Source organism: Winogradskyella sp. 3972H.M.0a.05 (genome assembly GCF_040493455.1).
GTDB lineage: Bacteria > Bacteroidota > Bacteroidia > Flavobacteriales > Flavobacteriaceae > Microcosmobacter.
On the sequence record NZ_JANFDA010000004.1, the window covers coordinates 355,025 to 370,111 of the forward strand.

Below are 15,087 nucleotides of genomic sequence, written 5' to 3' on the forward strand. Positions count from 1 at the left end.
TTACGAAGCTGATGCCATTCCTATGGCAATTAAACCTACAATGACACAATACACGGAGAAGTAAACCAGCTTACTTTGCTTTACCAGTTTTATCATCCAGGTGCAGGCCAATAACCCAGAAATGAATGCTGCAACGAATCCTATAGATAATGTTGAAATATTAGAGCTTTCGTAACTCAATTCTCCAGTAACAATATCCTTAGCAATCTTACCAAAAATCAATGGCACTACCATCAAAAATGAAAAGCGCGCAGCTTTTGTCTTATCATTCCCTAATAATACCGAAGTAGATATCGTGGCTCCAGATCTCGATATGCCTGGAAGCATAGCAATGGCTTGGGCAAATCCTATAACTATTGCATTTTTGAAGGATACATTCTTCGTGGTATCTTTTGCTTTATCTGCTAAATAGAGTAACAACGCTGTTAGGATAAGCATAAAACCTACCATTTTTATATTTCCACCGAAAAGTTCTGCTAATTCACTCTCGTAGGTGTAACCTATCAATGCAGCTGGTATCATGGATAATGCAATCTTGGCAGCAAACTGCATGTCTTCATTCCATTGAAATTTCAAAACGCCTTTTAGAATGTTCCAGATGTCCTTTCTAAAAACGACAATGGTACTCAATGCGGTTGCAAAGTGTAATATAACCGTAAACAACAAGCTTTCTTTTGGCATGGATTCATCACCAAGTATAGCCTTACCCAACTCTAAATGACCACTAGAAGATACTGGTAAAAACTCTGTTAAACCTTGAATGATTCCTAAGACAATTGCATCAATAATTTCCATGGCGTCAAAGGTATCAAAAACTGATTAAGATTCTATTCTAAGCGTTTCTTTTTGGATAAAAACCGTAAGTGTTTTGGACATTACATCGAAGAATGTTTGTTTGTTTACATTATCAACTGCATTAATAGCACTCATAAAAATAATTAACAACCAAACTATGCTATATATAAAATAAAAACAGGCTATGATAATAAAGGTTATTATCACTTGAAATAACCCAATTGCGTTGTCTATTATTACTTCAGCCATATTACCTCCCTTAGTCTCATTAAAGTCGAACAACTGATCATGGAATAGTAGCATAACCAAATGAGGAATAACAAAATACAAGACCAAATAACCATTTCTTGTAACACTTTGTTTGAATGTTATTGATGTATACTCTTGAGAAACTACTTTCATACTCATTATCCTCTTCCCTATTGTATGACCATATTTCCATTCTCCCAACATCTTATACGCTGGAAAAATTAAAGAAATAATCAAGGAAATTTTCAGAGTTCTAGGTGAGGTAAAAAAGTAATCTTCACCCATAAAAATAAAGGAAACAACACCAGAAAATATATAACCTACAAAAAAGTAATCTAGTAAAAAAGCTAGAATTCGCTTTCTAAAACTAGCTATATGCATTATTTGTCTTTATTCGGATTTAATAAGATGGCATAGACCTGAATTCCAAAGCCTATCAACACTAAAGTCGGAGCTAACCGAATACGTCTCCAACTAAACACATCATCGTTCCAAACATTAGGATCATCACTTCCTCCTCCTGCCATGAGTATAAATCCAATCGCAATACATGCTAACCCAATGAACATCCACTTGTAGTTTTTCTTTCCGAAAATGAATTCGTTTTTAGATGCTTCTTTACGTTTTTTTTCGCCCATGTTTAGTCTTAATTACCTGAACTCAGTGTAAATAATCTCATCACCTAGAGCTAATTGTGAGATATGCTCCGAAGTAATACCACCAAGTACTTTAGCCAGGTGCAAAGTAACGGTTTTATTTAAAACTTTTGTCTTAAGGGAATCTAAATTTAATCCTTGCTCCAATCCTCTGTTGATATAATAGAAGTCGCTACCAGCATCATGAAACACAATATCCTTCACACCACCTTCTGTGATATTGGTAACTTTTATGGTCATTACGACACATTCTTCGGGTTTAGGATTTTGGATAATACAGGATTTAAATGCAAAAAGCGCAACAATAGCAAAAGCTAAAAGACAAAAGAGAAGTACTAATCGTTTCATTGGTTGGTGGTTTTCTTTTGAACGTAACTTTTCAAGAATTATTATGCTAGGGTACTAACCACCAACACCTAACGTCCATAATCCAACTAATAATACAACTGATCTGTCTTCAGGTTTAAGAAGCGCTGAGTGGCTATGAAAGTACTAAACCACGTGATGACGATTCCGAGTAAAAAGATACCAACAAACAACAATCCAATCATCACTGGCTGCCTAAGAAGTTCTAATTCGGGGAATGTTTGGTTCAGATAATACAACACTACAGCCATTCCAATCAAAGCTACAATAGCACCGATGACACCAAGTTGCACACTCTTCCATACAAATGGTTTTCTAATAAATCGTTTTGTGGCACCAACCATTTGCATGGTTTTAATAATGAAGCGTTTAGAATACACTGCCAATCGTATAGAACTATTGATAAGTAACACCGCAATTAAAGTGAATATGGCACTGATTAATAATACCCAAAATGTGATCTTCTTTACGTTATTGTTCATAATCTCAACAAGGTCATTGTCATATCGTATTTCTTCAATAAACGCCTTCCCAGATAGATCATCAGTAATATTGGCTAACGAATCTGTAGTTACATACGCTGCTTTCAAATAAACATCAATAGAGTTCTTCAAAGGATTATATCCAACAAAATCCATAAAGTCCTCGCCAGTTTCAGCTTTCATGATTTCGGCAGCCTCTTCTTTAGAAACATAGGTCGTTGTTTTGGTATAATCTGCCATGGCCAAGCTCTTCTTCAATTGATTTACCTCAACATCTTTAGCAGAATCCTGAAGATAAATGGTCATAACCACCTGCTCCTTAAAGTGATCTGCAACCTTCTTAGCATTCAATACCAACATACCAAGACAACCCAATAAGAATAACACCAAAGCTATACTTACGACAACCGAAAAATAAGATGAAATTAACTTTCGTTTTTGATACCTATCAAATGATGAACTCATAAATCGCGGATATTGCGTAAAAATAAAAAACAAATCTAATTGCGTAAGGAATACAACGCTTAAACTTTCAACATTGTTATAATAGATGTAAATTAGTCTGCATAACACATATTATTTTGAATACGATAAGCTTTAGAAAGGCAACCAAAAGTGATTTACCAAGTATCATAGAGATGCTTGCAGACGATGCTCTTGGAAGCACCAGAGAAGACTTTCGGATTCCGCTTCCTGAAGCCTATCAAATAGCTTTTGAAAACATTATCGGTGACAATAATCAAGAACTAATCGTTGTAGAAACCGAAGATTCTAAAATAATAGGCACCTTACAACTCACCTTTATCCAATACTTAACCTATCGTGGCGGGATTAGAAGTCAAATTGAAGCCGTAAGAATTAAAAAAGAATTCAGAGGTAAAGGCATAGGAAAACAGATGTTTCAATTTGCTATAGAACGTGCTAAAGAACGTGGTGCGCATTTACTACAACTTACCACAGACAAAAGAAGACCTGAAGCCATACAATTTTATGAAGATTTGGGCTTTACAGCATCACACGAAGGGATGAAAATTCATTTCAAATAATTATTCATTGCATTTTAGTCTCCTATACACTTTTCAATCTACTTGATTAACTGTAAATTTGCGGCTTAAAAAGTTGTTAGGCTTTAGTCATTAGGTGTTAGGACAACATGAAAAAATGACTACAACAATTAAAGTATAAGCCAATAGACAACTACTTTGGCAGGCAATGTTATGAAATACAATTTCAACGAGATAGAGAAAAAATGGCAAGACCATTGGGCTAAGAACCAAACCTTTAAGGCTGAAAACAATTCAGATAAGCCTAAATATTACGTACTAGACATGTTCCCTTATCCGAGTGGTGCTGGGTTACACGTTGGGCATCCATTGGGCTATATTGCTTCAGACATCTATGCGCGCTACAAGCGACACAAAGGCTTTAATGTTTTACATCCACAAGGTTATGATAGTTTTGGACTTCCTGCCGAGCAATATGCCATCCAGACAGGGCAACATCCTGCAATTACTACTGAAGAAAACATTAAGACCTATCGTCGTCAGTTAGATCAGATAGGATTCTCTTTCGATTGGTCTCGTGAAGTGAGAACTAGTGACCCTAAGTACTACAAATGGACGCAGTGGGTATTCATTCAATTGTTCAACTCATGGTATAATAATGACAGTAATAAAGCTGAAAACATTTCAGAATTAATAAAGATGTTTGAAGCTGAAGGAAATGCTAATATAAACGCTACTTGTGATGATGATACGGAAACGTTCACTGCTGAAGCATGGAACGCGTTTTCTGATGTTGAACAACAGGAAATTCTTTTAAAATACAGACTAACATACCTTGCTGAAACCGAAGTGAACTGGTGTCCTGCACTAGGTACTGTTTTAGCCAATGACGAAATCGTAAACGGAGTATCGGAACGTGGTGGTCATCCAGTGATTCGCAAAAAAATGACACAATGGAGCATGCGTATCTCTGCTTATGCAGAACGTCTGCTTAATGGTATTGATTATAACACAGAAGATTTAGATTGGACCGATGCATTGAAAGAAATGCAGAAAAACTGGATTGGAAAGTCTGTTGGAGCTAGCGTTACGTTTAATGTTATTTCTAATTCGGACGTTGAGGCTCTCGAAACGTCTGAAGAAATGGACACTTCGAGAACCTCAGTGTCCAATACCATCGATGTCTTTACCACACGACCAGATACCATCTTTGGAGTAAGCTTTATGACGCTTGCACCAGAGCACGATTTGGTGTCTAAGATTACCACTGCTGAGCAAAAAGATGCTGTAGATGCCTATGTTGAAGCTACCGCAAAGCGTAGTGAGCGCGATCGTATGGCAGACGTCAAAACCATTTCTGGGGTGTTTACAGGAGCCTATGCAGAGCATCCATTTAGCAAGGAACCGATTCCGATTTGGATTGGTGATTATGTATTGGCTAGTTATGGTACAGGTGCTGTGATGGCAGTACCTTGTGGAGACCAACGCGATTACGATTTTGCAAAGCACTTTGATATTCCTATTCCAAACATCTTTGAAGGTGTCGATATTTCTGAAGAAGCCTTTGCCGATAAGGATAATACCATTATTGCAAACAGTGATTTCATCAATGGGATGAATTACAAAAAGGCAACAAAGCGTGTCATCTATGAACTAGAACAGATTGGTCAAGGTGAAGGCAAAACCAATTATAGACTGCGTGATGCTGTCTTTAGCCGTCAGCGTTATTGGGGCGAGCCATTCCCAGTGTATTATGTGGATGGTATGCCACAAATGATTGCGGATGAGCATCTCCCAATTACCTTACCAGAAGTGGAAAAGTATTTACCAACCGAAACTGGTGAGCCACCTCTTGGTAATGCCACAGTTTGGGCTTGGGACACAGAAACAAATACAGTTGTAGACAATGATAAGATAGACCATAAAACGGTATTCCCGCTGGAGTTGAATACGATGCCTGGTTGGGCTGGAAGTTCACAGTACTTTAACCGTTATATGGATCCTCATAATGCCAATGAGATTTTCTCGCAAGAGGCTATTGATTACTGGCAACAGGTAGACTTGTATATTGGTGGAAGTGAGCATGCTACAGGACATCTACTCTATGCACGTTTCTGGCAGAAATTTATGTACGACCTTGGTTTAGTACCTCATAATGAGTTTGCTAAAAAGCTGATTAACCAAGGAATGATTTTGGGGACTAGTGCTTTTGTTAATAGAATTGATAAAGTTATTATTAACAAAGCAACTAGAATAGATGGGAAAAAAGTTGCCTCAAAAGAAAAAATTAAAACTGTTAAGCTCAAAAATCCAATTTTCTTATCATATTATTATGTTAATGAAATTGACTACTCAAAAAGTGTTGGAATTAATCTGGATGATTCATTTGGCAATAAAATTATTAAAGAAAGAACTCAGAGAATTACAGATATAATCAAAAGTCAAGTTTCAGATGATGATATTAAATATTTTGAAGATGATGATTTTGCTTACACAAGGTTCATAAGTACAATTCATGCTGACGTATCTTTTGTTAATGCTTCTAATGAACTAGATACTATTGCTTTTACGGAATGGAGAAAGGAATATAGAAATGCTCAATTTCTTTATGAAGAAGATAAAACTTTCATAGTTGAAAGAGACGTCGAAAAAATGTCGAAGTCTAAATTCAATGTAGTTAACCCAGATGATATTGTTAGAGATTACGGTGCCGACAGTTTAAGACTTTATGAAATGTTCCTTGGACCATTAGAACAATACAAACCTTGGAATACTGCTGGTATTACAGGTGTATCCGGTTTCCTCAAAAAACTCTGGAAACTATATATTCCTTTTATGGACGGGTCGCTGAGCGGAGTCGAAGTGGAACCAACAAAAGACAATCTAAAGACACTTCATAAAACCATCAAAAAGGTTGAGGAAGACATCGAGAACTTCTCGTTCAATACGTCTGTATCGACGTTCATGATTGCGGTAAACGAATTGACTGCGCAAAAGTGTACTTCAAAAGATATTCTCGAGCCACTATTGGTATTGATTTCGCCTTATGCACCACATATTGCTGAAGAACTTTGGGAAGCACTAGGTCATAACGAATCGATTTCTACAGCAGCGTTCCCAATCTTTGATCAAAGTCATTTGGTTGAGAGTACTAAAGAGTATCCGATTTCGTTTAATGGTAAAACCCGTTTTACTATCGAGTTTCCACTAGACATGAGCAAAGAAGACATTGAAAAGGCTGTTTTAGCAGATGAGCGCACGCAAACACAAATGCAAGGTCGTGAACCGAAACGAGTCATTGTCGTACCAGGTAGAATAGTTAATGTGGTAGGATAGTATGCTATGCAATTAAGACTAAACAGATACGGAAAAATAGGTTTATTCTTAGTTGCGTCAATCATCATTAGTATTGCTCTACTTCGATTGTTTGAAAAACGTTTTGATACTGAAGATTGGAAACGCCTCCCTACTGAACGTTACAAAATGGTCGATAATCTCATTGAACAACAACTACTAATAGGAAAGACCAAAGAAGAAGCCATTAAACTTCTAGGAAAGCCCAATGCTACTATATCTTCTGCTAGTGTATTTCTTTATGAAATAGGAACAGTCCCTAGTTTTTTTAAGTCGAAAACTGAACAGTTGCTTATTGTTTTTGAAGATGAAAAAGCAATAAAAGTAACACTTGCTGATGAATAGTTAAGCAGTATTGTTTTGTAGATTTCTCACTTTGTTCGACATGATATAGCCTTGCCATTCAGAGCGAATACAATGAAGCGAAGAATCTCTTAGCTCTCTGGAGCTAATTGCACCTTAAGCCCCTCCATCGCTGGAGTCATTTGAATTTGACAACCAAGACGACTATTATCCTTAACGTAAAAAGCTTCTGCAAGCATAGCATCCTCATCGTCTTGCATTTCTGGTAAATCGTGGTCAGATAACACATAGCATTGACATGATGCACACATTGCCATGCCGCCACAAACACCAATAGTACCTTCTTCAGCCAGTTCATAAGAACGTACAACTTCCATAAGGTTCATTGCCATATCTGTTGGTGCTTCTATAGTATGTTCAACACCGTCACGGTCGATAATTGTTATGTTAATATCTTCCATACAGGAATTAGTTATTAGGTCTTAGGATTTAGTTTTCATCGAATTAATCAATCCATAAAGCATTCTTGAAATTTCATTAGAAGCTTCAATCAACTCCTTGGAATTTACTCCTGCAATTAATTCTAGTTCTTCGGCAAGATATAACATTGACCTAACTTCACTATTTGAACCTAAAGAAAAGTACAAAAATCTTGAAAAATCGGCATTAGTCTTTCTTTCAAATCCTTCAGCTATATTGTTTGATATTGAAACAGAGGCTCTAGTTATTTGATCCCGAAAGGCAAAGTCTTTTGATGCATTAAACTGTTGATATATTCTTACAGAAAAATCTTGAGCTTTTTGCCAAACCAAGATGTCTTCAAACTTTTTTATTGCCATTTTCTAATTCCTAGTTCCTAGTTCCTAAAAGACTATACCCTAAAGTATTATTCAATTTTCTTAACTACTGCTTTTGGTGCTTCTTTTCGTGTGCCGTCAAACCCATCTATACCACTCACTGTAGTATACTTCATGACATATTTCTTACCCGGATTGATAATCTTATATGCTGCCTGACACATTATAGTTGCTTCGTGGAAGCCACAAAGAATCAACTTAAGTTTTCCTGGATAGGTATTGACATCTCCAATAGCAAATATCCCTGGAATATTAGTTTGATAGTCTAATGCATTATTAACCTTAATGGCATTCTTTTCAATCTCCAAGCCCCAATTTGCAATCGGTCCAAGCTTAGGCGATAATCCAAAAAGCGGAATGAAATGATCGCATTCTATTTCAAACTCTCTTTCTATATGCTGTGCTTGTTTTACAACAACTGCTTTAAGGTGATGATCACCAACTAATCCAATAACTTCAGCTGGTGTAACTAGGTTTATCTTTCCTTGGTTCTTTAACTCTTGGACTTTTTCTACAGAATCCAAATGCCCTCTGAATTCGTTTCGTCTATGTATCAATGTAACTTCGGAAGCGACATCACTTAAAAAGATGCTCCAATCTAAAGCTGAATCTCCTCCTCCTGCAATCACCACTTTTTTATCGCGATACATTTCAGGATTTCTGATGATATACTCTACACCTTTATCTTCAAAATCTGCAATGTTATGAATCAATGGTTTTCTTGGCTCAAAACTCCCTAATCCACCTGCTATGGCTACTACTGGTGCTTGGTGCTGCGTACCTTTATTTGTCGTTACTATAAACGATCCGTCTTCTTGCTTTTCTATAGTTTCGGCACGCTCTCCTAATGTGAATCCAGGTTCAAATTGCTTGCCTTGTTCTAATAGCTTTTCGGTAAGGTCTCCTGCTAAAATTTCAGGATAAGCAGGTATATCGTAGATGGGTTTCTTTGGGTAAATCTCAGAGCATTGTCCTCCTGGCTGTGGTAAGGCATCGATAAGATGGCAACGTAATTTTAAAAGCCCTGCTTCGAATACAGTAAACAATCCTGTAGGTCCAGCGCCTATGATGAGTATATCTGTTTTTATCATAATATAACCTGCAAAAGCAGGCTTAACTTTAATTCAACTTAATGTAATTCAAAAGTAAAATGAAATTGAAAAAACTTTTATGACAAAAGTCATGCTAAGCCTCTACATTGATGACTTCTTCTATCTGTGGTGCATATTTCTTAATAGTCATTTCCACACCAGATTTTAAGGTCATTTGATTGACACTACACGATATACAAGCACCTTCTAACTGTACTCTTACACGTTTGTCATCTTCAATAGATAATAACGAAATATCGCCTCCATCGCTTTGAAGAAATGGACGAATTTCGGCCAAGGCTTTTTCTACGTTTAGTTTTATTTCTTCTGTAGTCATACTCTATTTCTTAACGGCTGAGCAACCAGCCATTGTTGTAATTTTTATTGCTTCTGTAGGTGGCAAATCGGTATTACGTCTTACCACTTCCTGAACCACATTTTTAGTTAGTTCTTCAAAAGCTTCTTCTAAAGTAGAAGCTGTCTGTAATGCCGCAGGTCTACCTACATCGCCTGCTTCTCGTATACTTTGTACTAATGGTATCTCTCCCAAAAATGGTACTTCTAAATCTTCAGCTAGGTTTTTTGCACCTTCTTTACCAAAAATGTAATACTTGTTTTCTGGCAATTCTTCTGGAGTAAAGTAAGCCATATTTTCAACAATTCCTAAAACCGGCACGCTAATGCTCTCTTGCTGAAACATTGCCACTCCCTTTTTTGCATCGGCTAGTGCTACATTCTGTGGCGTACTTACCACAACGGCTCCAGTGACTGGAAGCGATTGCATAATGCTAAGGTGAATATCTCCTGTACCTGGTGGTAAGTCTAGTAATAAGAAATCTAAGTCTCCCCATGCCGCATCGAAGATCATTTGATTTAAGGCTTTTGCTGCCATAGGCCCTCTCCATATCACTGCTTGATCTGGTTTGGTGAAAAATCCAATTGACAATACTTTAACACCATAGTTTTCTACGGGTTTCATTTTGGATTTGCCTCCAACATTGACTGCTAATGGTCTTTCGTCAGCAACATCGAACATTATTGGTATTGACGGCCCATAAATATCTGCATCTAGCACACCAACTTTAAAGCCCATTTTTGCTAACGTAACAGCAATGTTGGCGGTCACTGTAGATTTTCCAACGCCACCTTTACCTGAAGCTACCGCTACAATATTCTGAATGCCAGGAATGGCTTTTCCTTTAATCTGGTTTGTTGGTTTGGCTGGTGCTTCAACTTTTACATTGACATTGACTTTAGCCTTTTCATACACTTTATCATGAATAGTTTTCATGATATCTACCTCAGTCTTTTTCTTTGCTTGAAGCGCTGGGTTTTTTATAGTGATATCAACAATAACCTCATCTGCAAAGGTCACTACATTGGTTACTGCACCACTATCTACCATATTCTCTCCTTCACCAGGAACAGTAATGGTTTTTAGTGCATCTAATATATCTTGCTTATTAAGTTTCATTAACTCTATTAAGATTCATTCTAAAATGCAAAGATAGTCAATAATGACAGAAGACATCTCACCATACAAGAAGTTTTATTTATGCTATTATTGAGTTTAATTATGTTTCAAAATGACACAAAAACTACGCAAATCGCATACATTTCAACGTGAAAAAATGCTCTAAAAACAGAAAAAAGGGTATTATATCGATTTTTATAAAATTTTGGTGACTTACACGTATCTCACTGTTTCTTAATTATATAGAAACGCCAAACTAATACTTTGGATAAAAACACTCACTATGTTTACGTTTAAGAAAAAAACCGAGGTACAAGAAGATGCTCAATTTATTTTTGACATCGTGAAAAAATATTCTGGAGACAGCAATATTAAAAAGCTAGTGGCTCCTGGATCTGGTGAATGCTATCTTATTGATTCTGAAAATGAAATCACTATTAGCATCGCTGATGAAAAGGTTATGATTTCGAACCATGTGTTTCTGTACAAAAAGCTATTCAACTTATCCTTCACAGATCAGCTAAAGAAGCAAGTAAAGAGTGATATCAAGAAAGAGGTTGCGCTTCTTAAAAAGTCATTATTAGAGGATGAAACGAATTTATTGTCGAACATTTCGAGATTAAACTCTGGTGAGAGCATGCCCGAAAACATTACTTCTGTTTCTGCTTCGTAATTATTGTAATTCAGTACTTGGATCCCAATAAACTTTATCGAAATTCTGGATTTGGTTTTCTATAACCTCTATACCTTCGCTTTCTAAGAGTTGTTGCATGAGGTTAGTGCCATCGAAATGATGTTTGCCTGTAAGTAGTCCTTTTCGATTTACAACACGATGAGCGGGTACATCTTTGCCTCCAGAACCGTTCATGGCATAGCCAACCATTCTTGCGCTACGTGCTGCTCCTAAATATTTTGCTATGGCTCCGTAACTGGTAACTCTACCATAAGGGATAAGTCTTGTGACTTCATAAACTTTATCAAAGAAGTTAAGTGTTTCTGGCTTCATCTTACAACTCTTTAATAATGTTACACAGTGTTATTAATGCCACTACACCTGTAATGGCTCCTATAATGTAGTTCATGTTTTTTTGTGAGGTAAAGCTCTTGCCTCTAATCTTATCAAAGAAAAAGATATAGATATATAACATCACAAAAGTTCCTGTGGCAGCTCCAGCAACATAGGATATGATACTGATTTTATCGAATTGCATCCATCCAAAAGAAGCTAATGTAATGGTCATATATGCCTGATACGGAATAGGAAACACATTGATACTAGACAGAAACATCCCTTGAAAAAAGCGACTGTGTTTACTCTTAATCTTTGGAGTTACCATCTGTTGCTTTTTTTGCTTTTGAGCTAATAGCAAGAAGTAAATCGTTATTAGTACGAAAATGACAAAGGCTACACGCTGTAATATTTCTACAACTTCTGGATGATTGGTCATGTAACGTGCAAAAATCGCTGCAATATAGGTCTGAACACAAACGATGAGGCAAACACCTATAGAAAACATCACGCCTCTTACATGTCCTTCTTTGAGGCTTATTTTGGCGGCATTCATATTAAGTAAACCAGGAGGAACAACACCAACTAATGCAATTACCAGCCCCAAAAAGAAAATAATTGTGAAATCCAATATTACCTGATTTTGAACCTAATATACGTAATTGGTTTGTTTTGTTCTAAATATTGCTGTTCATAGAACGTTTGTATCGATGTAACTACTTCTGGGCTACCTTCATTTTTGTAAACATCGTGATTTGCGTAGATCACTTCATGTCCTTCTCCATGCAAAAGTCCAAGTGTATAGCCATGCATAAACTCACTATCTGTTTTTAAATTGACTATCCCTTCTGGTTTTAAGATGGATTTATAACGCTTTAAGAAATCGGCATTAGTCATGCGGTGTTTAGTACGCTTGTATTTTATCTGTGGATCTGGGAATGTGATCCATATTTCATCTACTTCTTCTTTATCAAATGCGTATTCGATTAATTCTATTTGCATTCTTATGAAGGCAACATTATTGATTCCTTCTTCTATAGCTGTCTTTGCGCCTCTCCAAAATCTGGCTCCTTTTATATCTATACCAATAAAGTTCTTATCTGGGAATTTTTTAGCTAGTCCTACAGAATACTCTCCTTTTCCACAACCAAGTTCTAGTACTAATGGGTTATTGTTCTTAAAATACGATTCGTTCCACTTCCCTTTCAATGAAAACTCGTTAGTAATAAGTTCGTCACGAGAGGGCTGGATAACATTCTCAAATGTATCATTCTCCTTGAATCGTTTTAGCTTGTTTTTGCTTCCCACAATAATTTAATGTTTTGGCAAAATTAAAGAAACATTTTAGGTTTATATTTGGAAATCGTATGAATTTGAAGAAGCGAATTTTAGTTGCTCCATTGAATTGGGGACTTGGTCATGCAACACGTTGTATTCCAATTATCAGAGCTTTGATTGAGCACGAATTTGAGCCTGTAATTGCTAGCGATGGATCTGCTTTGGAGTTACTAAAAAAGGAATTTCCTAAGCTAGAACATATCGAACTTCCTTCTTACAACATCAAATATTCGAAGAAGAAGAAAAACTTCAAACTAAAACTTATTAAAGATACTCCTAAGGTTTTAAAGGCTATTAAAGCTGAAAAAAAGCAAGTGAAAGAACTTGTGAAAAATTCTAACATTAAGGGAATTATTTCTGATAACAGAATGGGTATTTATAGTAAGCAGGTACCTTCAGTTTTTTTAACACATCAACTCAATGTGCTAAGCGGTAGTACGACATGGTTTAGCAGTAAATTGCATCAAAGAGTTATTAAGAAATTTGACATCTGCTGGGTCCCAGACCTTAAAGATGCTCCCAACTTAAGTGGTAAACTTGGGCACTCCGAGACTTTTGATTCTAGCCTTAAGTATATAGGTCCAATTAGCCGGTTTGAAAAACAGGATATGCCGATTAAGTATGATCTTTTGGTATTACTATCTGGACCAGAACCTCAACGTACTTTGCTTGAAGAAAAGCTACTCAAAGAATTAGAACATTCTAATAAAAAAATTGTTTTTGTTAGAGGTGTTGTCGAAGGTGAGCAAATCCAAGTTGAAAAAGGGCACATCGACATCTATAACTTTATGACTAGTAATGAGCTTGAGCGCACGATTAATGAAAGCGATATGGTCTTATCTCGGTCTGGTTATACCACAATAATGGATTTAGCTAAGCTAAATAAGAAAGCATATTTTATTCCCACGCCTGGACAGTTTGAACAAGAATATTTATCGAAATTGTTGGATGAGCAAGGGATAGCGCCTAGTTGTAGTCAAGACGACTTTACTATAGATAAATTGGATTTAGTTGAAAACTATAAAGGTTTAAAAGCTTTTGATTACAAATTGAATTATGCCAACTTATTTGGCCTTTTCGAGGGTGAATGAAAACTCACTTCCTACACCTAATTCACTTTCAACATAGATTTTCTCATTATGAGCTTCTATGATATGCTTTACTATTGAAAGTCCAAGCCCTGAACCACCTTCTTTACGAGAACCACTTTTATCAACTCTATAAAAACGTTCAAATAGTCTAGGTAAGTTTTCAGAATCTATCCCTTCTCCATTATCTGTAACCCTAATAATGACTTTATTCTTTATAAGGTTTTCTATACTAACTTCTGTAGTTCCCTTTTCTCTACCATATTTTACCGAGTTAACAATAAGGTTAGTAAGTACTTGCTGAATACGCTCTTTATCCGCATTTACCAGTACTGGTTCATTATAATCCATATCAAAGGTTAGCGTAATCTTCTTTTTAGCAGCTTTCATTTCAAAAAGATCATACACATTTTGAACCAATTCTACGATATCAAAAGTTTCGATATTAAGTCTTAGATCACCTACTTCTAGCTTGGTAATCATGTCTAAGTCTTTAATAATATAGATTAGACGTTCTACACCTTTGCTAGCTCTATTGAGGTATTTTTTTCTGAGCTTTTCATCTTCCATAGCACCATCTAGCAACGTAAGGATATATCCTTGAACTGTAAACAAAGGTGTTTTTAGCTCGTGAGAAACATTACCCATATACTCTTTTCGATATTCTTCTCTTACCTGAAGGGTTTCAATTTCTATTTTTTTATCTCTGGCGTATTTGTCAATCTCCTGAGTAAGGGTCCCCATATCTGTCGTGATGGGCTGATTCCTTAGTGTGGTAGATTCTAATAAAGTAAGGTCATCGTAAATTCGTTTTACCCTTCTGTAAATGAAGCGCTCTACCCTGTATTGAATAATCATAAAGCAAACGGCATAAGTGACTATGATATCGAGCACAATCCACCAGCTCAACAATTCGTAGTAATACAAAAAAGCACCCATTAAGAGCGCTAATACTAATGTTATAAAGAACGATGTCTTTATCGCAAACTTATACGTTTTTTTTAACCTCAAAAGTCATCAA

At 36.3% G+C, this 15,087-nt stretch carries 19 protein-coding genes; 5 read left to right on the top strand and 14 right to left on the bottom strand.

The features are described 5' to 3' along the window. The 5 genes from NCE97_RS10735 to NCE97_RS10755 all read right to left on the bottom strand — a co-directional run bounded on the left by NCE97_RS10735 (position 1) and on the right by NCE97_RS10755 (position 3,013). Positions 1 to 795 (bottom strand): undecaprenyl-diphosphate phosphatase, encoded by a 795-nt coding sequence (locus NCE97_RS10735; RefSeq protein WP_353779172.1) that lies wholly within the window; start codon positions 793 to 795, stop codon positions 1 to 3. Positions 796 to 819: 24 nt separating this feature from the next. Beyond that, a complete protein-coding gene (locus NCE97_RS10740) occupies positions 820 to 1,425 on the bottom strand; it encodes an RDD family protein (RefSeq protein ID WP_353779173.1) in 606 nt (201 codons plus the stop codon). After that, positions 1,425 to 1,682, bottom strand: coding sequence for a DUF3098 domain-containing protein (locus NCE97_RS10745; protein ID WP_353779174.1), 258 nt, complete (start codon positions 1,680 to 1,682; stop codon positions 1,425 to 1,427). Before NCE97_RS10745 ends, NCE97_RS10740 begins: the two co-directional genes overlap by 1 nt. Positions 1,683 to 1,694: 12 nt before the next feature. Continuing rightward, a complete protein-coding gene (locus NCE97_RS10750; protein WP_353779175.1) occupies positions 1,695 to 2,048 on the bottom strand; it encodes a hypothetical protein in 354 nt (117 codons plus the stop codon). 86 nt (positions 2,049 to 2,134) lie between these two features. Beyond that, positions 2,135 to 3,013 carry a cell division protein FtsX gene (locus NCE97_RS10755; protein ID WP_353779176.1) on the bottom strand — a complete coding sequence of 293 codons (879 nt, stop codon included), beginning with the start codon at positions 3,011 to 3,013 and terminating at the stop codon, positions 2,135 to 2,137. Positions 3,014 to 3,129: 116 nt separating this feature from the next. On the opposite strand from NCE97_RS10755, the gene NCE97_RS10760 reads away from it, so the two are divergent. The 3 genes from NCE97_RS10760 (at position 3,130) to NCE97_RS10770 (ending at position 7,251) form a co-directional block, all read left to right on the top strand. Further along, complete coding sequence (locus NCE97_RS10760; RefSeq protein WP_353779177.1) at positions 3,130 to 3,594, top strand: GNAT family N-acetyltransferase; 465 nt, start codon at positions 3,130 to 3,132, stop codon at positions 3,592 to 3,594. A gap of 171 nt (positions 3,595 to 3,765) precedes the next feature. Continuing rightward, positions 3,766 to 6,888, top strand: coding sequence for a leucine--tRNA ligase (locus tag NCE97_RS10765; protein ID WP_353779178.1), 3,123 nt, complete (start codon positions 3,766 to 3,768; stop codon positions 6,886 to 6,888). 6 nt (positions 6,889 to 6,894) lie between these two features. Further along, complete coding sequence (locus tag NCE97_RS10770) at positions 6,895 to 7,251, top strand: hypothetical protein (protein WP_353779180.1); 357 nt, start codon at positions 6,895 to 6,897, stop codon at positions 7,249 to 7,251. 89 nt (positions 7,252 to 7,340) lie between these two features. Here NCE97_RS10770 and NCE97_RS10775 read toward each other — a convergent pair whose 3' ends face one another. The 5 genes from NCE97_RS10775 to NCE97_RS10795 all read right to left on the bottom strand — a co-directional run bounded on the left by NCE97_RS10775 (position 7,341) and on the right by NCE97_RS10795 (position 10,631). After that, a complete protein-coding gene (locus tag NCE97_RS10775) occupies positions 7,341 to 7,670 on the bottom strand; it encodes a 2Fe-2S iron-sulfur cluster-binding protein (RefSeq protein WP_353779182.1) in 330 nt (109 codons plus the stop codon). A gap of 21 nt (positions 7,671 to 7,691) precedes the next feature. Beyond that, positions 7,692 to 8,048, bottom strand: coding sequence for a four helix bundle protein (locus NCE97_RS10780; protein ID WP_353779183.1), 357 nt, complete (start codon positions 8,046 to 8,048; stop codon positions 7,692 to 7,694). A 47-nt stretch (positions 8,049 to 8,095) separates the two neighbouring features. Continuing rightward, positions 8,096 to 9,157: an NAD(P)/FAD-dependent oxidoreductase gene (locus tag NCE97_RS10785; protein ID WP_353779184.1), complete on the bottom strand. Its 1,062-nt coding sequence runs from the start codon at positions 9,155 to 9,157 to the stop codon at positions 8,096 to 8,098. Between the two features lie 94 nt (positions 9,158 to 9,251). Continuing rightward, positions 9,252 to 9,494, bottom strand: coding sequence for a NifU family protein (locus NCE97_RS10790; RefSeq protein ID WP_353779186.1), 243 nt, complete (start codon positions 9,492 to 9,494; stop codon positions 9,252 to 9,254). A gap of 3 nt (positions 9,495 to 9,497) precedes the next feature. Beyond that, entirely contained in the window at positions 9,498 to 10,631 is a 1,134-nt protein-coding gene (locus NCE97_RS10795; protein ID WP_353779188.1) for an Mrp/NBP35 family ATP-binding protein, read from the bottom strand. 283 nt (positions 10,632 to 10,914) lie between these two features. Here NCE97_RS10795 and NCE97_RS10800 point away from each other — a divergent pair, with 283 nt between their 5' ends. Beyond that, complete coding sequence (locus NCE97_RS10800) at positions 10,915 to 11,304, top strand: hypothetical protein (protein WP_353779189.1); 390 nt, start codon at positions 10,915 to 10,917, stop codon at positions 11,302 to 11,304. On the opposite strand, the gene NCE97_RS10805 is transcribed toward NCE97_RS10800, so the two are convergent. From NCE97_RS10805 to trmB, 3 genes are read right to left on the bottom strand one after another with little or no spacing between them, the layout of a single operon-like run. Further along, complete coding sequence (locus tag NCE97_RS10805) at positions 11,305 to 11,637, bottom strand: MGMT family protein (RefSeq protein WP_353779190.1); 333 nt, start codon at positions 11,635 to 11,637, stop codon at positions 11,305 to 11,307. It abuts the gene before it with no gap. 1 nt (position 11,638) lies between these two features. Then, positions 11,639 to 12,271: a LysE family transporter gene (locus NCE97_RS10810; RefSeq protein WP_353779192.1), complete on the bottom strand. Its 633-nt coding sequence runs from the start codon at positions 12,269 to 12,271 to the stop codon at positions 11,639 to 11,641. Positions 12,272 to 12,273: 2 nt separating this feature from the next. Then, positions 12,274 to 12,948 (bottom strand): tRNA (guanosine(46)-N7)-methyltransferase TrmB, encoded by a 675-nt coding sequence (gene trmB, locus NCE97_RS10815; protein ID WP_353779193.1) that lies wholly within the window; start codon positions 12,946 to 12,948, stop codon positions 12,274 to 12,276. A 59-nt stretch (positions 12,949 to 13,007) separates the two neighbouring features. Between trmB and NCE97_RS10820 the strand changes: the two genes are divergently transcribed. After that, the gene (locus NCE97_RS10820) at positions 13,008 to 14,069 is read left to right on the top strand and encodes a glycosyltransferase (protein ID WP_353779227.1); all 1,062 of its coding nucleotides are present in this window, start codon (positions 13,008 to 13,010) and stop codon (positions 14,067 to 14,069) included. On the opposite strand, the gene NCE97_RS10825 is transcribed toward NCE97_RS10820, so the two are convergent. After that, positions 14,043 to 15,077, bottom strand: coding sequence for a sensor histidine kinase (locus NCE97_RS10825; protein WP_353779194.1), 1,035 nt, complete (start codon positions 15,075 to 15,077; stop codon positions 14,043 to 14,045). The genes NCE97_RS10820 and NCE97_RS10825 overlap by 27 nt on opposite strands. Positions 15,078 to 15,087: the final 10 nt, after the last annotated feature.

Bases quoted from the DNA above. Each gene is read 5' to 3' on its own strand.
- NCE97_RS10755 (WP_353779176.1), bottom strand. From the start codon at position 3,013: ATGAGTTCATCATTTGATAGGTATCAAAAACGAAAGTTAATTTCATCT.
- NCE97_RS10745 (WP_353779174.1), bottom strand. From the start codon at position 1,682: ATGGGCGAAAAAAAACGTAAAGAAGCATCTAAAAACGAATTCATTTTC.
- NCE97_RS10795 (WP_353779188.1), bottom strand. From the start codon at position 10,631: ATGAAACTTAATAAGCAAGATATATTAGATGCACTAAAAACCATTACT.
- NCE97_RS10735 (WP_353779172.1), bottom strand. From the start codon at position 795: ATGGAAATTATTGATGCAATTGTCTTAGGAATCATTCAAGGTTTAACA.
- NCE97_RS10800 (WP_353779189.1), top strand. From the start codon at position 10,915: ATGTTTACGTTTAAGAAAAAAACCGAGGTACAAGAAGATGCTCAATTT.
- NCE97_RS10765 (WP_353779178.1), top strand. From the start codon at position 3,766: ATGAAATACAATTTCAACGAGATAGAGAAAAAATGGCAAGACCATTGG.
- NCE97_RS10780 (WP_353779183.1), bottom strand. From the start codon at position 8,048: ATGGCAATAAAAAAGTTTGAAGACATCTTGGTTTGGCAAAAAGCTCAA.
- NCE97_RS10790 (WP_353779186.1), bottom strand. From the start codon at position 9,494: ATGACTACAGAAGAAATAAAACTAAACGTAGAAAAAGCCTTGGCCGAA.
- NCE97_RS10820 (WP_353779227.1), top strand. From the start codon at position 13,008: ATGAATTTGAAGAAGCGAATTTTAGTTGCTCCATTGAATTGGGGACTT.
- NCE97_RS10750 (WP_353779175.1), bottom strand. From the start codon at position 2,048: ATGAAACGATTAGTACTTCTCTTTTGTCTTTTAGCTTTTGCTATTGTT.
- NCE97_RS10770 (WP_353779180.1), top strand. From the start codon at position 6,895: ATGCAATTAAGACTAAACAGATACGGAAAAATAGGTTTATTCTTAGTT.
- NCE97_RS10775 (WP_353779182.1), bottom strand. From the start codon at position 7,670: ATGGAAGATATTAACATAACAATTATCGACCGTGACGGTGTTGAACAT.
- NCE97_RS10805 (WP_353779190.1), bottom strand. From the start codon at position 11,637: ATGAAGCCAGAAACACTTAACTTCTTTGATAAAGTTTATGAAGTCACA.
- NCE97_RS10785 (WP_353779184.1), bottom strand. From the start codon at position 9,157: ATGATAAAAACAGATATACTCATCATAGGCGCTGGACCTACAGGATTG.
- NCE97_RS10740 (WP_353779173.1), bottom strand. From the start codon at position 1,425: ATGCATATAGCTAGTTTTAGAAAGCGAATTCTAGCTTTTTTACTAGAT.